This is a genomic window from Vibrio sp. Isolate25, assembly GCF_022398025.1.
GTDB classification, from domain to species: domain Bacteria; phylum Pseudomonadota; class Gammaproteobacteria; order Enterobacterales; family Vibrionaceae; genus Vibrio; species Vibrio coralliilyticus_A.
On record NZ_JAKEUT010000001.1, the window covers coordinates 1,047,194 to 1,064,634 of the forward strand.

Sequence of the window (17,441 nt, forward strand, 5' to 3'; positions counted from 1 at the left end):
TTACACCTCTAATAGTTATAGTCGATTCAGTGATATATTACCTTTATAAATCATAAAACTAACGACTGCCCTATCACTAAATTAACGACAATTTTTGCATGATTCGCATATTGACCAATACTTAATAAGTGATTTGTTATTGGGTGATACATGAAGAAACGTCGCTATTCGTTAAGTATCCATATTACGAGCTTATTTTTAGTCCTGACGACTTTAGTCGGTACTGTGCTCATTGCCATAAGCTATCGCCACTCTCAAGAGCTACTCACCGTCAGCGCCAAAGAGCTGAGTAGCGAAAATAGCCGTAAGCTAGAGTCAACTTTCAAGGTACGCGTAGGGCCAATCCTTACTACTCTAGACTTTATGGCTCTCAGCGCAGCCATTGATCAACGACAAGCCCCGATTAAAGCTAAACGATTCCTTTCATCGTTAGATTTAATATTCAAAAGAAATCAAGGTGTTGTTGCGCTTTTCTATGCTAACGAACAAGGTGAATTCACCATGCTTCGTTCGCTTCGTGATGATAAAACACGAGAACGATTTGGGGCGCCACCGACAACCAGCATGATGATTAACTTTACTAAGCCAAGTGGTTTAAATGAGCTTCACTTTTTAGATAGTAAGCATAGGAAGGTCGGCTATAAAAAGACCCATGATAATGAATTTGATCCTAGAGTGAGACCGTGGTTCGTAAATGCAGACCCAGATGGCGATATTCGCCTCACTGAGCCATATTTTTTTTACTTTCTCAAAACCAACGGCGTAACTTTATCGCGCCGCTCTGCGGATGGAGGAAAAGTCGTAGCGGCGGATTTCACGCTTTCTTCTCTATCACAACAACTTAGTGAGATAGGCTTTTCCGACAAAACGAAACTGATCCTGTTTGACAACCAGTTCCGAGTGCTCGCCCAGCACCAGACGAATGTCGATCTAACTCAAGAGAAGGACCAAATACAGACACAGCTTGAAGACAGCTTGTTTGCCCCTATCTTGGACCGCCATAGTAGTCAAACACTCTACGAACCCGTCGTCTATGACGGTAAAAACTGGTCAGTGACACTCACTCCTGTTGTGCTCAACGAACACGTGCGTCTTTTACTGGCAGAAGCTACACCACAGGAAGATTTACTAATGAATCTTCTTTCCATGCGCGACAGGCAAATCACGGTCGCAATGGCGATGCTCGCACTGAGTTTTATTGTGGTCTGGATTGTTGCCAACAGATTGGCGACACCATTACAAAACTTGGTGCTGCTGACAGATAACATTGCACGCTTCGATTTCAAAAAAACTCGCTATCCTAAGAGTGTTATCAATGAGGTCGCAAATCTTACGGAATCCATCGAACTGATGGAGCATACTCTGCATGATCTGCTGAGATTACTCAGAGAGACAGCAAGTAATCAGGATTTCTCTCTCTTAGCAAAAACCATTACTCACCAAAGTTACCTTGTCACACGAGCCGAAACCATCATTCTGTACACGCACTCTGATAAGAAAAATACCTTCGACATGGCCGCAAACCACGCCATTATTCCTTTTAAAATTGAGCTGAATGAGTTTCTGACTGAAACCGCTTGGTTAGAAACAGATTTACGCCGAGGTGAAATCGTGCACCTCAACCGAAGTGATAACGCTCTCAGCCCACATAAGGATATTTTCTACAACTCTGATATTTACTTCTTCCCGCTACTTAATCGGGACAAACAACTAGTGGGTATTCTGCTACTCGGTTACGAAAGAGCCATCACCAAGGAACAGAGTGATAAACACGCTTTCCTCAAAGAGCTGTTAAGCTTTGCAGAAATCGCCAAGGAAAACATTGATCAAATGCAACAGCAAAAAGATATGCTGAATGCGTTTATCGAGCTGATTGCCTCATCAATAGATACCAAGTCTCCATATACAGGTAGCCACTGTCAGCGCGTCCCAGAGCTGACTAAAATGCTCACTCAGGTTGCTCAGGATGATGACCATTATTTCCCCCAGTTTGAAATGGATAAAAAGCAATGGGAAGAGCTACATTTAGCCGCATGGCTGCATGACTGTGGCAAAGTGACAACACCAGAATATGTCATCGATAAAGCGACCAAGCTAGAAACCATTTATGACCGTATCCATGAAATTCGAATGCGCTTTGAGCTCCTTAAAACACAAGCTGAAGTTGACTACTGGCAAGGGCTGTATAATGGCGGCAGTGCGACCGAACTAAAGCATACGTTGAAGGAAACACATAGAACCTTAGACGAAGAGTTTCAGTTTATCGCTAACTGCAATGTCGGCAGTGAGCAGATGGAAGAATCGGCCATTGAGCGTCTTAAGACTATCGCTCAAAGACAATGGAAACGCACCTTAGACGATCAAGCCGGTGTTTCTTGGGTCGAAAAACAACGAGCTGGCGAACCCGCTGTATTACCCGTTATGGAGCCCTTATTAGGTGATAAGCCAGTTCATCAAATCCCATGGACTCAGGGCGAAAGCCCGCAAGATGTTTGGAAAGAGAACTTTGTCCTTCAACCAGGAAAACTTAAATACAACCGCGGTGAGCTATATAACCTTTCTATTCGCTATGGCACTCTAAACGATGAAGAACGATTTATCGTCAACGATCACATCATTCAAACCATTACCATGCTTGGCCGTCTGCCTTACCCAGAACACCTCAAAAACATCCCAGAAATTGCAGGCGGACACCATGAACGTATGGATGGCAAAGGCTACCCCAGAGGTCTCAGTGAAGAACAACTCTCTATCCCCGCTCGAGTTATGGCTATTGCCGATGTTTTTGAGGCCCTCACATCCAGCGATAGACCTTACAAAAAAGCCAAAAGCCTCGCTGAGTCACTCAATATCATGACGCACATGGCAACCTCAGGCCATATTGATCCTAAGCTCTATTTATTATTCTTAGAGCATGAAATCGATCAAAGTTACGCTGAGAAGTTCTTAGCGCCAGAGCAGATCGTTCCCGTTGAGCGTGAAGAACACATCCAAACCGTCAAAGCGCATCTGAAAACCTTGTTCTAACGCAGCAAGAAACCTTGCAATAACGTCTTAAAATTAGAGTTTTAACTCCATACAGGAGTTCTTCTCACCATTCCCAATAAGTTATATATAATCAATGACCTAGCATTATTATTAATCAATATTTAATCGATTGCCTTCACAAAGGTTGATGTATATCAAAGACTCATAGACAATACGCTGCCGAATTGAGATTTATCTCTATAGCTCAAGAAGGTTAAGGTTTTGGCTATCAAACTAATAGACATCACCAATTATCAATTTTGAAGTCCCGTTGATAGGGTTGGCTCTTCGAGTCGCCAGCATTGACGGCACATGATAACTACCTCGTTTCTAAGGGAAAGATGATGGTAATACCAGAAAACAGCAGCATCGTTATTTTTGGTGCTTCGGGCGACTTAACCTATCGTAAGTTGATCCCTGCTTTATACCACCTTTACGCGAGTAAGCAGCTTCCAGAAAACTTCGCTATTCTAGGCGTTAGCCGCACCGAATACAGCGATGAGTCTTACCGCGAAAAACTGAAGCACTCACTTCAGGAAATGGAAAAAACTGAGCCTGCAACGCTAGATGCATTCATTAACCACCTGCACTACCAAGCGATCAACACCTCTGAAACCGCAGACTACAGCAAACTGGTTACCCGTCTTGACCAATTGTCGGAGCAATACAACTTCGAACAGCGCAACACTCTATTCTATTTAGCAACACCACCGAGTTTATATAGTGTGATTCCAGCCAGTCTCGCAGCCCATGGTTTAAATAATGAAGATGAAGGTTGGAAACGTCTAATCATCGAAAAACCATTTGGCTATGATCTTGAATCAGCACAAAAGCTCGATAAAGAAATTCACGAACACTTCCAAGAGCATCAAATCTACCGTATCGACCACTACTTAGGTAAAGAAACGGTTCAAAATTTATTAGTTTTCCGCTTTTCTAACGCTATGTTCGAGCCGCTCTGGAACCGCAACTTCATTGATTACGTAGAAATCACAGGGGCAGAATTCTTAGGCGTTGAAGAACGTGGCGGCTACTACGATGGCTCTGGTGCGGTGCGTGATATGTTCCAGAATCACTTACTGCAAGTCCTCGCCATGGTAGGGATGGAGCCACCAGCACAGATCAATGCTGACTCTATGCGTGATGAAGTCGTCAAAGTACTGCAATGTCTTAAGCCCTTAGATGAAGAAGCACTGCGTAATGACCTAGTGCTTGGTCAATACACTGCTTCTGACGTTCGTGGGGAGCATCTTATTGGTTACCGTGAAGAGAATGGCGTCGCTGATGATTCACGTACTGAAACCTACATCGGCTTGAAAGCGTACATTAACAATTGGCGCTGGAACGGCGTACCATTCTATGTACGTACTGGTAAACGATTGCCAACACGCGTAACAGAAGTGGTTATCCACTTTAAGAACACACCGCATCCAGTGTTTGGTCAAAATGCACCTGAAAACAAGCTCATCATTCGTATCCAACCGGACGAAGGCATCCAGATGAGCTTTGGCCTTAAGGAGCCAGGCGCTGGCTTTAAAGCCAAAGAAGTGAAAATGAACTTCTCTTACAATGATTTGGAAGAGACTCAGATGCTAACCGCGTATGAGCGTTTACTACTTGATGCTTTGAATGGCGATGCTACCCTATTTGCACGTACTGATGCGGTTGAAGCCTGCTGGCAATACGTTCAGCCAATTCTCGACTTTAAACAAGATCCACAGGCACTATTTGGCTATGCCTGTGGTACATGGGGCCCTAAAGAAGCGGATGATCTACTTCAGCGCGCTAACCGAGCTTGGCGTTTCCCATGTAAGAACCTAACAGATACGGACTACTGCGAACTATGATCAACCATAAGATCTTCCCAACAGCAGAACAGGTGGTAGAGAGCTTAGCGAACGACATGAAAGCGTTCAGCGAACTAGGTCGCCCTGTTCATATTTCACTGTCTGGCGGCAGCACACCTAAGATGCTGTTCAAGCTACTAGCGACAGAAACATACGCAACCTCAATCGAGTGGAACAACCTACACTTCTGGTGGGGTGACGAGCGCTGTGTCGCACCTGACGACGCTGAAAGTAACTTCGGTGAAGCAAATACTTTGCTTTTCAGCAAAGTCGAACTGCCAGCAGACAACATTCACCGCATCCGTGGTGAAGAAGAGCCAAAAGCAGAAGCAGAGCGCTTCGCGAAAGAAATGGCAGATGTGATTCCAACTGAGAACGGCACACCTGTTTTCGATTGGATTCTGCTAGGCGTCGGTGCAGATGGACACACAGCATCACTGTTCCCAGGTCAAACTGATTATCAAGACGAGAACCTAGCGGTATTGGCTTCTCATCCTGAATCAGGCCAGATTCGTGTTTCTAAGACGGCAAGAGTTTTAGAAGCCGCTAAACGTATCAGCTATCTTGTACTTGGTGCAGGCAAAGTTGACATCGTAAACGAAATTCATACTACTCCGGCAAGCGAGCTGCCATATCCAGCTGCGAAAATCCAGTCTAAAGCTGGTGAGACCGAGTGGTACTTAGATTCAGACGCAGCAGCAAAAATCGCGTAATGCGAGCGTCCATTTTTAGAGAAATTGGAGAGAAATAATGAAAGGTGATATCGGTGTAATTGGCCTAGCGGTAATGGGTCAAAACCTTATCCTGAACATGAACGATCACGGCTTTAAAGTGGTTGCTCACAACCGTACTGCTGCGAAAGTAGACGAATTCCTAGAAGGCCCAGCAAAAGGCACTAACATCGTTGGTGCTTACTCTCTGGAAGAGCTAGTTGAGAAGCTAGAAGCGCCACGTAAAGTGATGCTAATGGTTCGCGCGGGCGACGTCGTTGACAAGTTCATCGAAGCACTTGTCCCTCTGCTAGACAAAGGCGACATCATCATTGATGGTGGTAACACTAACTACCCAGACACAAACCGTCGTGTTGCTGCTCTTCGTGAGAAAGGCATCCACTTCATCGGTACGGGTGTTTCTGGTGGTGAAGAAGGTGCTCGTTTTGGTCCTTCAATCATGCCTGGCGGCGCAGCGGAAGCTTGGGAAGCGGTTAAGCCTATCTTCCAAGGTATCTCAGCAAAAACCGACGCTGGTGAGCCATGTTGTGACTGGGTTGGTAACGACGGTGCGGGTCACTTCGTTAAGATGGTACACAACGGCATCGAATACGGCGACATGCAGCTTATCACTGAAGCATACCAGTTCATGAAAGACGGTCTTGGTATGTCTGCAGACGAGATGCAAGCAGTATTCGCTGACTGGAACAAGACTGAGCTAGACAGCTACCTTGTTGAAATCACAGCGGACATCCTTGGCTACAAAGATGAAGACGGTGAGCCGCTAGTAGAAAAGATCCTAGACACTGCAGGCCAAAAAGGTACTGGTAAATGGACGGGTATCAACGCACTAGACCTAGGTATTCCACTAACGCTTATCTCTGAGTCTGTATTCTCTCGTTGTCTATCTGCACTGAAAGACCAACGTGTTGAAGCTGAGTCTCTATTCGGTAAAACAATCACACCAGTTGAAGGCGATAAGCAAGAGTGGGTTGATGCACTGCGTCAAGCGCTACTAGCTTCTAAGATCATCTCTTACGCTCAAGGCTTCATGCTAATGCGCGAAGCATCTAACGAGAATGGTTGGGACCTAAACTACGGTAACGTAGCTCTAATGTGGCGTGGTGGTTGTATTATCCGTTCTGCGTTCCTAGGCAACATCCGTGATGCGTACGAAGCGAACCCAGATATCGCATTCCTAGGTTCAGATGACTACTTCAAAAACATTCTGCAAAGCAGCCTAGCAGCATGGCGTAAAGTCGCAGCGAAATCTCTAGAGTCTGGTATCCCAATGCCATGTACGATTTCTGCGCTATCTTTCCTAGACGGTTACACAACTGCTCGTCTACCTGCGAACCTGCTTCAAGCTCAACGTGACTACTTCGGTGCTCACACTTACGAGCGTACTGACCGTCCACGTGGTGAATTCTTCCACACAAACTGGACTGGTACAGGCGGCGACACAGCGTCTACTACTTACGACGTATAAATCTGCTTAAAGGGGCTTAGTACGGTATTTTGTAATACCCGAAACTCCTACTACAATTAAGACGTTATGGAGGATGTTAGCCTAGCTCGCATCCTCTATTTTTTGAAACCTACAACAAGGAGTCGTGTGAGTTCTCACAACGGCATTGGTGAATAGCTTAACCTGGATGGTTTATAACAATCTAAATTGAGGTTCTTGAAATGACTATTAATAAGTACTTTGTCTTTGTTCTTTCTATTGAAGAAGCTAAAGCGAAAAAGGAAAGTGAAGTGGTAAAAACTAAGGAAGCTCAACGTCAGGCATTAGTAAAACAGGCGCAGCAACAGGGCGGACTGTAAAGGCTAGGTTTCAGTAAAAAGAGCGCCCGTTTTGGCGCTCTTTTTTTAATTCTGACTCGTAACGTATTTTAGGATCTCAACGACATGCTCTGGTGATTCCGCCCACGCCATTGCCGCAGCATCGACCTCTTTAAGCGGGTGAATCAAAGACTCATCGTGAAGCGTAATATACGGCTTATCAAGTGCCGCTAACATGCCTGCATCAAATGCGGCATTCCACTGACGATATTTGTCACCAAAGCGCACCACGCCAATATCACACTGTTTGATAAGAGTAGACGTTCGAATGGCGTTGACTTTGGACGATTGGTGGTCACGCCAAAAGCCTGATTCACTCTCTCTGAGTACGTCACCTGCTGCATCGCTGGAGTCGTGATCGGTATTCGCAGAATAGAACTCAATATTCAGATCCAACTTCTGAGCACCTTCCACAATACGCTCGCGCCAATCGGTATGAATTTCACCGCTAAGATAGACTTTCCAAATCATCACATTGTTTCCTTTTGATTGTTATTTTGAATTTGTTGCTACGACATCCGCACGAATGACTGACTGTTCAATCACTATATCAGCTAACTGAACTCGACTTGTCAGATAGTGCTCAGTTTGTTTGTGCACAGCCAAAGCTTCTTGGCTTTGATAAATCTCGTACAGATGGAAGAGCTGCGGGTCGTTAAGATCTCTGATTACGTCAAATTGTACACAACCCAATTCATTCTGACAGGAGGCTTTGGCGTTTTCATTCATGATAGTGATGTAGTCTTCTTCCCTACCTTTTTTTACTCGATTGGAGACGATTATGCAGTACATAATTAGTTACCTTCCTTGATAATGTTCATCATCATTGCAAAACAATTACTTTATTGTATACAATTTAATTCAAAATAAAATACAAGGAAGTGTAATTATGGACAGACCTGCTCCATTTAATGGCATGAGACATATTGCTTTAGTGGTTCAGAAATTCGAAGAGTGCGAGGCTTTTTATACTGATATCATGGGCATGTCAGTGTTGAGACGAGCAAGTGATAATCTGGTTTACCTGACTAACGGCTGCGATAACCTCTCACTTGGTCGCGCCCAGTCACAACGGGTATGCTCGCCCATCAGCGTCGATCACTTTGGTTTTATTGTTAGAAGTAAAGATGAGCTCCATCATTGGTATGAGTTCATGCAAGAGAAAGGAGTCACACTGCTCGACGCGCCTCATGATCACAGCGATGGTGCGAGAAGCTTCCATTGCCGCGACCCGGAAGGTCACGTCATCCAGCCTCTTTATCATCCCGAGATTTCACACCAGACCATCATTTAGTTTTGTTCAACCCCAATGCTTTGAGCTTTCGATAGACGGTGTTCCGGCTGATTCCCAGCACTCGGGACACCTTGCTGACATTACCATTGTGCGCATGGTAGGTATCGATCAATGTGCTATTAAGCGTTGATTTCAAATCCTGCTCTACCACTTCACTTTGCACCGGAGTGTTTTCTAACAATGGCTGGGCAAAGTGAGTAGGCACATGCTCAATACTAATTTCTTCTACATCGCTAGCAATCAAACTGGTGACTTTGAGAAGGTTATCCAACTCTCTTAGATTGCCTGGCCATCGATAACTGAGTAATAACTGCATTAGCGACGCCGAGATTTGCTGAGAGTTTTGTTGGTGTTTTGCGTGAATTGCCCGAATCAAGGCGGCTTTGTCTTCGCGCTGATACAGCGAAGGTAAAGTAATCACTAAGCCATTCAATCGATAATAGAGATCCTGCCTAAAGCGCCCCTGAGCGACCAGTTGGTTTAAATCCTGATGCGTTGCGGCAATCACCTGAATGTCCACTTGATAAGATTGAGCCGAACCCACAGGCATAACCACTTTGTCTTGCAGGACAGATAGCAAACGGCACTGCGCATCAAGCGGCATTTCCCCGATTTCATCCAGAAATAAGATGCCTTTATCCGCCTGTCTCACCCGCCCTGAATAGCCGTGCTTACTCGCCCCGGTGAACGCTCCAGACGCATGACCAAATAGCTCAGATTCAATCAAATCTTTAGGTAGTGCCCCACAATTAACGGTGACAAGCGGCTGTTTACATCGAGCACTGTGTTTGTGTAGCGCTTTGACGAATTCGCCTTTACCTACCCCTGTTTCTCCGAGAATTAACAAACTAATATCACAACCCAGTACTTTATTTGCCTGTTGCCACGCCTGTTCAACTTGGTGATCACCATAGTGAAGCTCACTCGATACGCTGAGCCATTTTTTCTGGACCGGCTTCTGGCCTAAGGTCCGTTTTTCAAAGACGAACTGCGCGCTCCGCTCTGGCTGCTTGAGAAGGCTCTCGACATGCTCTCCGACAAGTGCTGCCTTAGGGATAAGTTGAGTGGCGACCTGATTGTGTGCCACCACCTGACCATTTTCATCAGCAATCACTATGCCTTGCCAACCACTCTTCAAAACTGATTCATTGTGCGCAAGGTTGATTTGCAAAACCCCTTCAGGGATTTGCGTCAGCAGGTAGTTTTCAATCAGCTGCACCATGTTCTGGACCAACAGCTGCGTAGTCACATCATGTTTGCTTTGCTCACTGGTTATATCGAGAATGCCAACCAGCTCACCACGATGGTTAAATAACGGGCTCGCCGAGCAACTAATGAAACGATGCTGTTTGATAAAGTGCTGCTCACCAATAATAGACACTGCTTTCTTTTCGAACAGTGCCGTTCCAATCGCATTCGTCCCTTTCAGCCTTTCCTGCCAGCAACTGCCTGAATCCAGCGCTATCGACATCAACTTTTCTCGGAATCTTTCCTGACCCCAACTCGCAAGAATGACCCCTTCATCATCCGTCAAAATCAACCGGCTATCTGTTCGAGAAAGAACTTGATTAAACAAAGGCAAAGCGCACTGATCCACAGCCTCAATCACGCCTTGAGCCTTATAACGTCGCTCTTTGAGCAATGCGTTGGACACGTTAATGTCTTCAGGTTTCTTTATCTGTTTGAGGCCCGCATTCGTACTTCTCTGCCATGAGGACATGAGCCAGCTGTCTGGTTGATGGGTTTGTAGTTCCATACCTGTTTCACTCTTGAGCATTTGGGGTGTGCCATTTTGGAACAGGTGAACATTTTGTTAACACCCAATTCCATCGCCATGCGTTTAAAACAACACAGTCTAAGCCATGAACACTCTAGCGCCAGAACAAAGTCGCAACAAGTTTTTAACAATTGGTCTGTGATTTGCGTTAGTTAGATGAATGGTAACTGAAGTGTTCACCTGTTGGTGACAACTTCAAACATAACTTGAACGAGAAAATAATAAGGATATTTCTATGATTTACGCACAACCAGGCAGTCAGGATTCTGTGGTTAACTTCAAAACCCATTACGACAACTACATTGGTGGAGAATGGGTGAAACCCGTATCTGGCGAATACTTTGACAACACTTCACCAGTCAATGGGCAAGCTTACTGTAAGGTGGCTCGTTCAGGTGAGGCAGACATCAACCTGGCACTTGATGCGGCTCATAATGTCAGAGCGAGCTGGGCAGCCACGAGCGTCACAGAGCGTTCCAATATTCTCCTCAAGATTGCCGATCGCATTGAGCAGCACCTTGAAGAGCTTGCCGTGGCAGAAACATGGGAAAATGGCAAACCAGTGCGTGAAACTCTTGCGGCAGATCTTCCTCTTGTTGTCGACCATTTCCGCTATTTTGCGGGCTGTATCCGCGCTCAAGAAGGCAGCGCAGCCGAGCTTGATGTGAATACTGCGAGCTACCATTTCCCTGAACCTATTGGTGTTGTCGGCCAGATCATTCCATGGAACTTTCCTATGTTGATGGCAGCTTGGAAACTGGCTCCAGCGCTCGCGGCAGGTTGTTGTGTGATTTTGAAACCGGCTGAGCAGACCCCAACTTCTATCTTGCTTTTGATGGAAAAGATCGGCGATCTGATTCCAGCAGGCGTGGTAAACGTCGTCAACGGATTTGGTAGTGAAGCAGGCCAAGCGCTTGCCACCAGTAACCGTATTGCCAAGATCGCTTTCACAGGCTCGACTCAAGTCGGTAACCACATTCTTAAATGTGCAGCCGATAGCCTAATTCCTTCGACTGTGGAACTGGGAGGTAAGTCACCTAACATCTATTTCCCGGACATCTTTGACCATGAAGACGAATACTTGGAGAAGTGTATCGAAGGTACTCTATTGGCCTTCTTCAACCAAGGCGAAGTCTGTACCTGCCCTTCACGTGTATTGGTGCACGAATCTGTGTACGACAAGTTCATCGCCAAAGTGGCCGAACGTGCGAAGAGCATCCAGCAAGGTAACCCGCTCGATACTGACACTCAGGTAGGTGCACAAGCTTCTCAGGAGCAATTTGACAAGATCCTGAGCTACCTAGAGATAGGCCGCCAAGAAGGTGCGAAAGTTGTGTTCGGTGGTGAAGTCGCTCAGCAAAAAGACGACATCGAATCGGGTTACTACATTCAGCCAACGCTTCTTGAAGGCAACAATAAGATGCGTGTCTTCCAGGAAGAGATCTTTGGCCCAGTCATCGCCATTACTAAGTTTAAGGATGAAGCCGAAGCACTGGCCATTGCGAACGATACCGAATATGGCTTAGGCGCGGGTGTTTGGACGCGAGATGCCAATCTAGCCTACCGCATGGGTCGCAACATCGAAGCGGGTCGTATTTGGGTGAACTGTTACCATGCCTACCCAGCACACGCTGCCTTCGGTGGTTATAAGAAGTCAGGTATTGGCCGCGAAACGCATAAGATGATGCTGGATCACTACCAGAACACCAAAAACTTACTTATTAGCTACGACGTTAACCCACTCGGTTTCTTCTAAACATAAAGAGCGCCCTAGGGCGCTCTTTTACTGTCAGGCTTCTTCGTGTTTGTCGCTTTCTTTACGCTTGTCATTCCAATACAACATGCCACTGGCGATCAACGCTACCACTGAAACGGTGAACAAAGCTGGCATCTTCAAAATCCAGGCAAAGGTTGCCGCCAGAAAAGCAATAAATGTTACCATTCTGCTGCCTGACATCACACGACCTAGTTTTCTGTCCATAACTCCTCCTACCAAGAGAAAGGGAAGGGAAAAGGTGAGGTAGGTAGAGCGCGCTTTTTCTACACAGTCATTGTGGCATTAACGGACAAAAATTAACCTAAATAGTTATCAAAGACTCTCACTATGTGATTTACAACATCCTCATTTAGGGCAACATACATAAACGGGAATCTGCACAAATATAAGCTGAACATTACTCATATTAGGTAAACGTCACAGAAGAAATACACGGTCATCACGATACTCGATAACGCTACGAAACCTTTAATGTAGTGTTGAGGTACATTACGCGATACCCGAGCCGCAATATATCCACCTAAAAGCGTCCCGAGCATAACGGTACCCCCACGCGACCAGTCAATGGAATCATCAATAACAAAAACTAAAATGGCGGTCAGAGACACGCAGGAAGAGATAAGAAGCTTAAGGCCGTTCATCTGATTGATGTCTTTGTATCCCGCTAAAACCAGATAACTCAACACGATCACCCCTAAACCAGCATTAAAAAATCCACCATAAGCTGAGACCAAGATTAGGCATGCCGCCAGCGCCACAATTGACCACATTGGATGCAAACAAACACCTTGAGCGATTTTTCCTGACCACTCACTAACCTTATAACCAAATAGAAAGAGCAATGTGGCAACCAATAATAACCAAGGAATGGCTTCAAGAAACAAAGACTCCGAAATGCTCAATAGAAGATAAGCGCCTAACGCTCCACCAATTAGACTCAGGATCACTGTAAAGGATATGATTTTAGGGTCTTTACCTATGTCCTGCCTAAACCCATAAGCCCCACTCACATACCCGGCACAAACAGCGAATGTGTTCGTTGCATTGGCGACAATAGGGGAAACGCCCACAAACAACAAACTCGGAAAAGTGATGAAACTCCCTCCGCCCGCGACACTGTTTAGAATGCCGCCAAGCACCCCGGCAACAAACAATAGAATCCATTCCATCTTTTTGATTAAGTTGAGAATTATTAATCCAATGTAGCGATATTCAGCATCAAGGTAAACTTAAAGGGGCAAATATTTTGCCCCTTTGATGCCCTTAAAAACAAACTTTCTACTACTGAATATCCATTGCGATATTTCGCCAATCACGTAATTCTTGACGGTAATGCGCGGTTTGCCTGTTGGTGACAGAGTTAATGATTTTAACCAAATACTTATCCGCTATTGCTTTGTTGTAGTCTATTTTTTCTTCTAACTCGGCTGAATAAAAGCTGGCAGGATTAAACATCAATTGCTGGAAGTGTGGTTGAAAATATCCCGTCTGCATACGATTAGTCAGCAGCGTATTCATTTCTATACGCATTTTCGTTTGGTGATCAATCCAATCATAAGAAGTAACCACAAGCTGATCTGCCCATTCTTCAATCATATGTTCTTGTTCAGATGTCAGCGAGCCTAACCAATCATCAAAGTTCTCCGTGATCTTGTCTTGATAGTTTGCTCGGATTTCATCTTCAGATAGCGTCTGATATTTCTTTTTATAACGGGTATGACGAACACGTATATTATCCATTAACTCCTCAGCCTGTTCATCTGATAGCTCTCGAGCTAAAGCAAATACTTCCGGAGCGATTTGGCCAACGAGTCTTTTCGTGTGCTCTTGAAATAGCTTCTCTTGGGTTTTGAGGTCTTCCTCTGTAAAGGATTTAGGATCAAGCGCGATCAACTGGTCGAGATGCTCTATATAATTCGGGATTTCCTCTCTTCTGTGCCAATCACTGAGCAACTCGATTTTCTCACTCACCAATTCTTCCTGCTCGTCATTGAGCTCTACGAAGTCTTCCAGATACTCAACCAATAACCAATCCATGTTGTTATAAACAAACTTGGTACTACAACCCGTTAAGGCAAAACAGATTGCTATCAGTAATCCCCATTGTTTCATTGTCCATTCCTCTGCCCTACACTGCTGAGAACATTATAATTGTAGCTCTCACGTGAACAGAGTGTGAGCTGGTTACATTACCAGCAAATTAAATACCAGAATTTGTATTTGAACAATAGAGCCCTGAAATTCCTTTAAATAACAAAAGTTAAATGCTCATGAAGCGTCAATGGCTCATCACGTAGGTATGGTCAAAAGCGGCAACAACATGCCATATCTATAAAGAAAGACTCGCTAGAAAATTGGATCAGATGAAACAGTATTGTGTGACCCGAAAGCTTTTCAAAGACTCACATTAAGGCTTCACAGCAGAAGTCATTCAAATTTTTCTTCTATCTTCTTACAGATGTATTCTCCAATAGGAATCGCTGAGGTCGCTGCTGGGCTAGGAGCATTACACACATGAAGGCTTCGAGCACTCTCAGAAAACAAGAAGTCATGAACAAGCGTACCATCCTCTAGCACAGCTTGGGCACGTACACCCGCAGGATAGGGCTGTAAATCTTCCAATGCCACTACAGGGCAGTATTTATTGACTAATTTGAGATAGCCCGGCTTCCACCATGAGTTTTTTAACTCTTCCAGCCCAGTTTTTAAATGCTTCGCTGAGACACGCCAAAAGCCTTTAAACAGCAGCATTTGTAATGTATCACGTAAGCTGAAGTTAAACCTCGAATACCCTTCTCTCTTCCAGCCTTGAACCGCATTGGGACCAACTGTCACGCTACCATCGATCATTCGAGTAAGATGTACGCCGAGAAACGGTAACTCAGGATCAGGGACTGGGTAAATCAGATGATTCACGATTTGATTGTGCTTCTCAGGCAATTGATAGTACTCGCCCCGATAAGGAATGATTTGAAAATCAGTTTTAATCCCCAACATTCTCGTCATTCTATCTGCCATTAAACCACTGCAAGTGATCAAATGTCGGGTATTAAGCTGCATTGTTTGCCCATCTGCGACGCAAGTAAGCTGAATCTCTTCTTCAAGCTCTTGCGCAGCTACGACTCTCGTTCTCAACCCAATCAAACCACCAGAGGCCGTGAATTCTTCAACCATGCATTTAGCAACTTTTTTGTAATCGACAATGCTTGTCTGTTTAACGTAGATAGCTCCTAAGCCCGTAATGTTCGGCTCTGCCAATTTCAGTTGAGCTTGGTCAAGCAATTCAACGTCAATTTCGTTTTGCAGGCAACGTTCGAAAAGCGCCTGCATCCGCTCTAATTCAGCGTCTGTCGTTGCGACAATGAACTTCCCGCAGTTTTCTACGTCGATACCATGACGCCGACAGAAATCGATGGTGGCCTGCACGCCACGCTTACAAAAGTCCGCTTTGAGACTTCCGGGCTGATAGTAAACACCAGCATGAATCACACCGCTATTGTGACCCGTCTGATGCTGCGCAAAATCGGCTTCTTTCTCTAACAGAAGTATTCGCTTAGCTGGGTATTTTTGTTTTAGTTGCCATGCAGTAGACGCCCCCACTATGCCCCCACCAACAATAATATAATCGTGCACGACGTCCCTTGCTCTTAACCCATATCTAGAGTGTATTTTAATCTCAATTATGCTCGATTACGCATAGGTGGAGCACAGTCACAGCAATGTCTAATCGTTAAGTCAGATTAATCGTGCGATTTGTGACTTGCTATCCAATATATTGGCAGCAGAAAAGTACTGAACGGAATGAAACATTTGACCAATACCGAAGGAGTTGGTCGTCTTGAATGAAATGTGGGAGTGGCAGAAACAAAAAAGGAGAGCCGAAGCTCTCCTTTTCTTAATCCTAATAACTAACTCTAATTAAAGAGCAGCTTTCGCTTTTTCAACTAAAACTGCGAATGCAGATTTGTCGAATACCGCGATATCAGCAAGGATCTTACGGTCGATCTCGATAGATGCTTTCTTAAGACCGTTGATGAAACGGCTGTAAGATAGACCATTCTGACGAGATGCCGCGTTGATACGTGCAATCCATAGTTGACGGAATTGACGTTTCTTGTTGCGACGGTCACGGTAAGCGTATTGACCAGCTTTAGTAACTGCTTGGAAAGCTACGCGGTAAACACGTGAACGTGCACCGTAGTAACCTTTAGCTTGTTTTAGAACTTTCTTATGACGTGCACGAGCTTGTACACCACGTTTTACGCGAGGCATTATGCTTCTCCTAAACTAAACGATAAATAAACTAAAAAGAATTAAGCGTATGGCATCATACGAACAACTGCAGCCACTTCACACTTAGGAAGGATTGCGTTTGGACGTAGTTGACGCTTGTTCTTAGTAGTACGCTTAGTCAGGATGTGACGTTTAGTAGCGTGCTTGAACTTAATACCACCAGCAGTTTTCTTGAAACGCTTAGCAGCACCTTTGTTGGTTTTCATCTTAGGCATGATGAATAACTCCGCATTGTAGTAGTTTAATAAACATGTAATTAGGGCGAATAAAACCCCGCCGTTTAAAAACGGCAGGGTTTAATTACTTGTAAGCCGTTAATTACTTCTTTTTAGGGGCAAGAACCATGATCATCTGACGACCTTCGATCTTCTTAGGGAAAGATTCCACTACTGCTAAATCAACAGTGTCTTCCTTAAGACGATTTAGAACGTCAACACCGATCTCTTGGTGTGCCATTTCTCGGCCACGGAAGCGAATTGTTACCTTCACTTTGTTGCCTTCTTCAAGGAAACGCGTCAGGTTGCGTAGTTTTACCTGATAGTCTCCAATATCAGTTCCAGGACGGAATTTTACTTCCTTAATCTGAACCTGTTTTTGCTTCTTCTTCTGCTCTTTAGCAGACTTGCTCTTCTCAAAGAGGAATTTACCGTAGTCCATTACACGACATACTGGTGGCTCAGCGTTTGGACTGATTTCTACCAGATCCATACCCGCTTCTTCAGCTGCTGCAACTGCTTCTTGAATTGAAACAACGCCAACTGATTCACCATCAGCGCCAGTTAAACGAACTTCACGAACGCCACGAATTTCACCGTTTAAACGATGAGCATTTTGTTTGGCCGGTACTTGGCCGCGTCTTCCGCCTTTAATA

General features: G+C 44.9%; 17 protein-coding genes. 7 read left to right on the forward strand and 10 right to left on the reverse strand.

Translation table 11 applies throughout. The annotated features are described in order from the left end of the window. Nucleotides 1-150: 150 nt before the first annotated feature. From L1D15_RS04605 to L1D15_RS04625, 5 genes are all read left to right on the forward strand, one after another. Nucleotides 151-3,027, forward strand: a complete 2,877-nt coding sequence (locus tag L1D15_RS04605; protein ID WP_239874817.1) for an HD domain-containing phosphohydrolase — start codon at nt 151-153, stop codon at nt 3,025-3,027. A gap of 344 nt (nt 3,028-3,371) precedes the next feature. After that, a complete protein-coding gene (zwf, locus tag L1D15_RS04610; protein ID WP_239836392.1) occupies nt 3,372-4,874 on the forward strand; it encodes a glucose-6-phosphate dehydrogenase in 1,503 nt (500 codons plus the stop codon). After that, nucleotides 4,871-5,587 carry a 6-phosphogluconolactonase gene (gene pgl, locus L1D15_RS04615; RefSeq protein ID WP_239864389.1) on the forward strand — a complete coding sequence of 239 codons (717 nt, stop codon included), beginning with the start codon at nt 4,871-4,873 and terminating at the stop codon, nt 5,585-5,587. Before zwf ends, pgl begins: the two co-directional genes overlap by 4 nt. 37 nt (nt 5,588-5,624) lie before the next feature. After that, entirely contained in the window at nt 5,625-7,073 is a 1,449-nt protein-coding gene (gene gnd / locus L1D15_RS04620) for a decarboxylating NADP(+)-dependent phosphogluconate dehydrogenase (RefSeq protein WP_239874818.1), read from the forward strand. A gap of 200 nt (nt 7,074-7,273) precedes the next feature. Continuing rightward, the gene (locus L1D15_RS04625; protein WP_239836094.1) at nt 7,274-7,411 is read left to right on the forward strand and encodes a hypothetical protein; all 138 of its coding nucleotides are present in this window, start codon (nt 7,274-7,276) and stop codon (nt 7,409-7,411) included. Nucleotides 7,412-7,456: 45 nt separating this feature from the next. Here L1D15_RS04625 and L1D15_RS04630 read toward each other — a convergent pair whose 3' ends face one another. Beyond that, nucleotides 7,457-7,900 carry a YtoQ family protein gene (locus L1D15_RS04630; RefSeq protein ID WP_239875116.1) on the reverse strand — a complete coding sequence of 148 codons (444 nt, stop codon included), beginning with the start codon at nt 7,898-7,900 and terminating at the stop codon, nt 7,457-7,459. A 21-nt stretch (nt 7,901-7,921) separates the two neighbouring features. Next, nucleotides 7,922-8,221 (reverse strand): putative quinol monooxygenase, encoded by a 300-nt coding sequence (locus tag L1D15_RS04635; RefSeq protein ID WP_239874819.1) that lies wholly within the window; start codon nt 8,219-8,221, stop codon nt 7,922-7,924. A 97-nt stretch (nt 8,222-8,318) separates the two neighbouring features. Here L1D15_RS04635 and L1D15_RS04640 point away from each other — a divergent pair, with 97 nt between their 5' ends. Next, entirely contained in the window at nt 8,319-8,723 is a 405-nt protein-coding gene (locus tag L1D15_RS04640; RefSeq protein WP_171349036.1) for a VOC family protein, read from the forward strand. On the opposite strand, the gene L1D15_RS04645 is transcribed toward L1D15_RS04640, so the two are convergent. Then, nucleotides 8,716-10,479 carry a sigma-54-dependent Fis family transcriptional regulator gene (locus tag L1D15_RS04645; protein WP_239874820.1) on the reverse strand — a complete coding sequence of 588 codons (1,764 nt, stop codon included), beginning with the start codon at nt 10,477-10,479 and terminating at the stop codon, nt 8,716-8,718. The genes L1D15_RS04640 and L1D15_RS04645 overlap by 8 nt on opposite strands. 256 nt (nt 10,480-10,735) lie before the next feature. Here L1D15_RS04645 and L1D15_RS04650 point away from each other — a divergent pair, with 256 nt between their 5' ends. Next, nucleotides 10,736-12,256 carry an aldehyde dehydrogenase family protein gene (locus L1D15_RS04650; protein WP_040121768.1) on the forward strand — a complete coding sequence of 507 codons (1,521 nt, stop codon included), beginning with the start codon at nt 10,736-10,738 and terminating at the stop codon, nt 12,254-12,256. A gap of 33 nt (nt 12,257-12,289) precedes the next feature. Here L1D15_RS04650 and L1D15_RS04655 read toward each other — a convergent pair whose 3' ends face one another. From L1D15_RS04655 to infC, 7 genes are all read right to left on the reverse strand, one after another. After that, on the reverse strand, nt 12,290-12,481 hold the full coding sequence (locus L1D15_RS04655) for a hypothetical protein (protein ID WP_006961283.1): 192 nt from the start codon (nt 12,479-12,481) through the stop codon (nt 12,290-12,292). A 197-nt stretch (nt 12,482-12,678) separates the two neighbouring features. Next, nucleotides 12,679-13,446, reverse strand: coding sequence for a sulfite exporter TauE/SafE family protein (locus tag L1D15_RS04660; RefSeq protein WP_239874821.1), 768 nt, complete (start codon nt 13,444-13,446; stop codon nt 12,679-12,681). Between the two features lie 112 nt (nt 13,447-13,558). Continuing rightward, nucleotides 13,559-14,389 (reverse strand): DUF6279 family lipoprotein, encoded by an 831-nt coding sequence (locus L1D15_RS04665; RefSeq protein ID WP_239864402.1) that lies wholly within the window; start codon nt 14,387-14,389, stop codon nt 13,559-13,561. A 315-nt stretch (nt 14,390-14,704) separates the two neighbouring features. Beyond that, a complete protein-coding gene (gene lhgO / locus L1D15_RS04670; RefSeq protein ID WP_239874822.1) occupies nt 14,705-15,910 on the reverse strand; it encodes an L-2-hydroxyglutarate oxidase in 1,206 nt (401 codons plus the stop codon). Between the two features lie 285 nt (nt 15,911-16,195). Further along, complete coding sequence (gene rplT / locus L1D15_RS04675) at nt 16,196-16,549, reverse strand: 50S ribosomal protein L20 (protein WP_021019837.1); 354 nt, start codon at nt 16,547-16,549, stop codon at nt 16,196-16,198. A gap of 41 nt (nt 16,550-16,590) precedes the next feature. Further along, nucleotides 16,591-16,785: a 50S ribosomal protein L35 gene (rpmI, locus tag L1D15_RS04680; RefSeq protein WP_019275792.1), complete on the reverse strand. Its 195-nt coding sequence runs from the start codon at nt 16,783-16,785 to the stop codon at nt 16,591-16,593. 103 nt (nt 16,786-16,888) lie between these two features. After that, nucleotides 16,889-17,440: a translation initiation factor IF-3 gene (gene infC / locus L1D15_RS04685; protein WP_071881323.1), complete on the reverse strand. Its 552-nt coding sequence runs from the start codon at nt 17,438-17,440 to the stop codon at nt 16,889-16,891. Nucleotide 17,441: the final 1 nt, after the last annotated feature.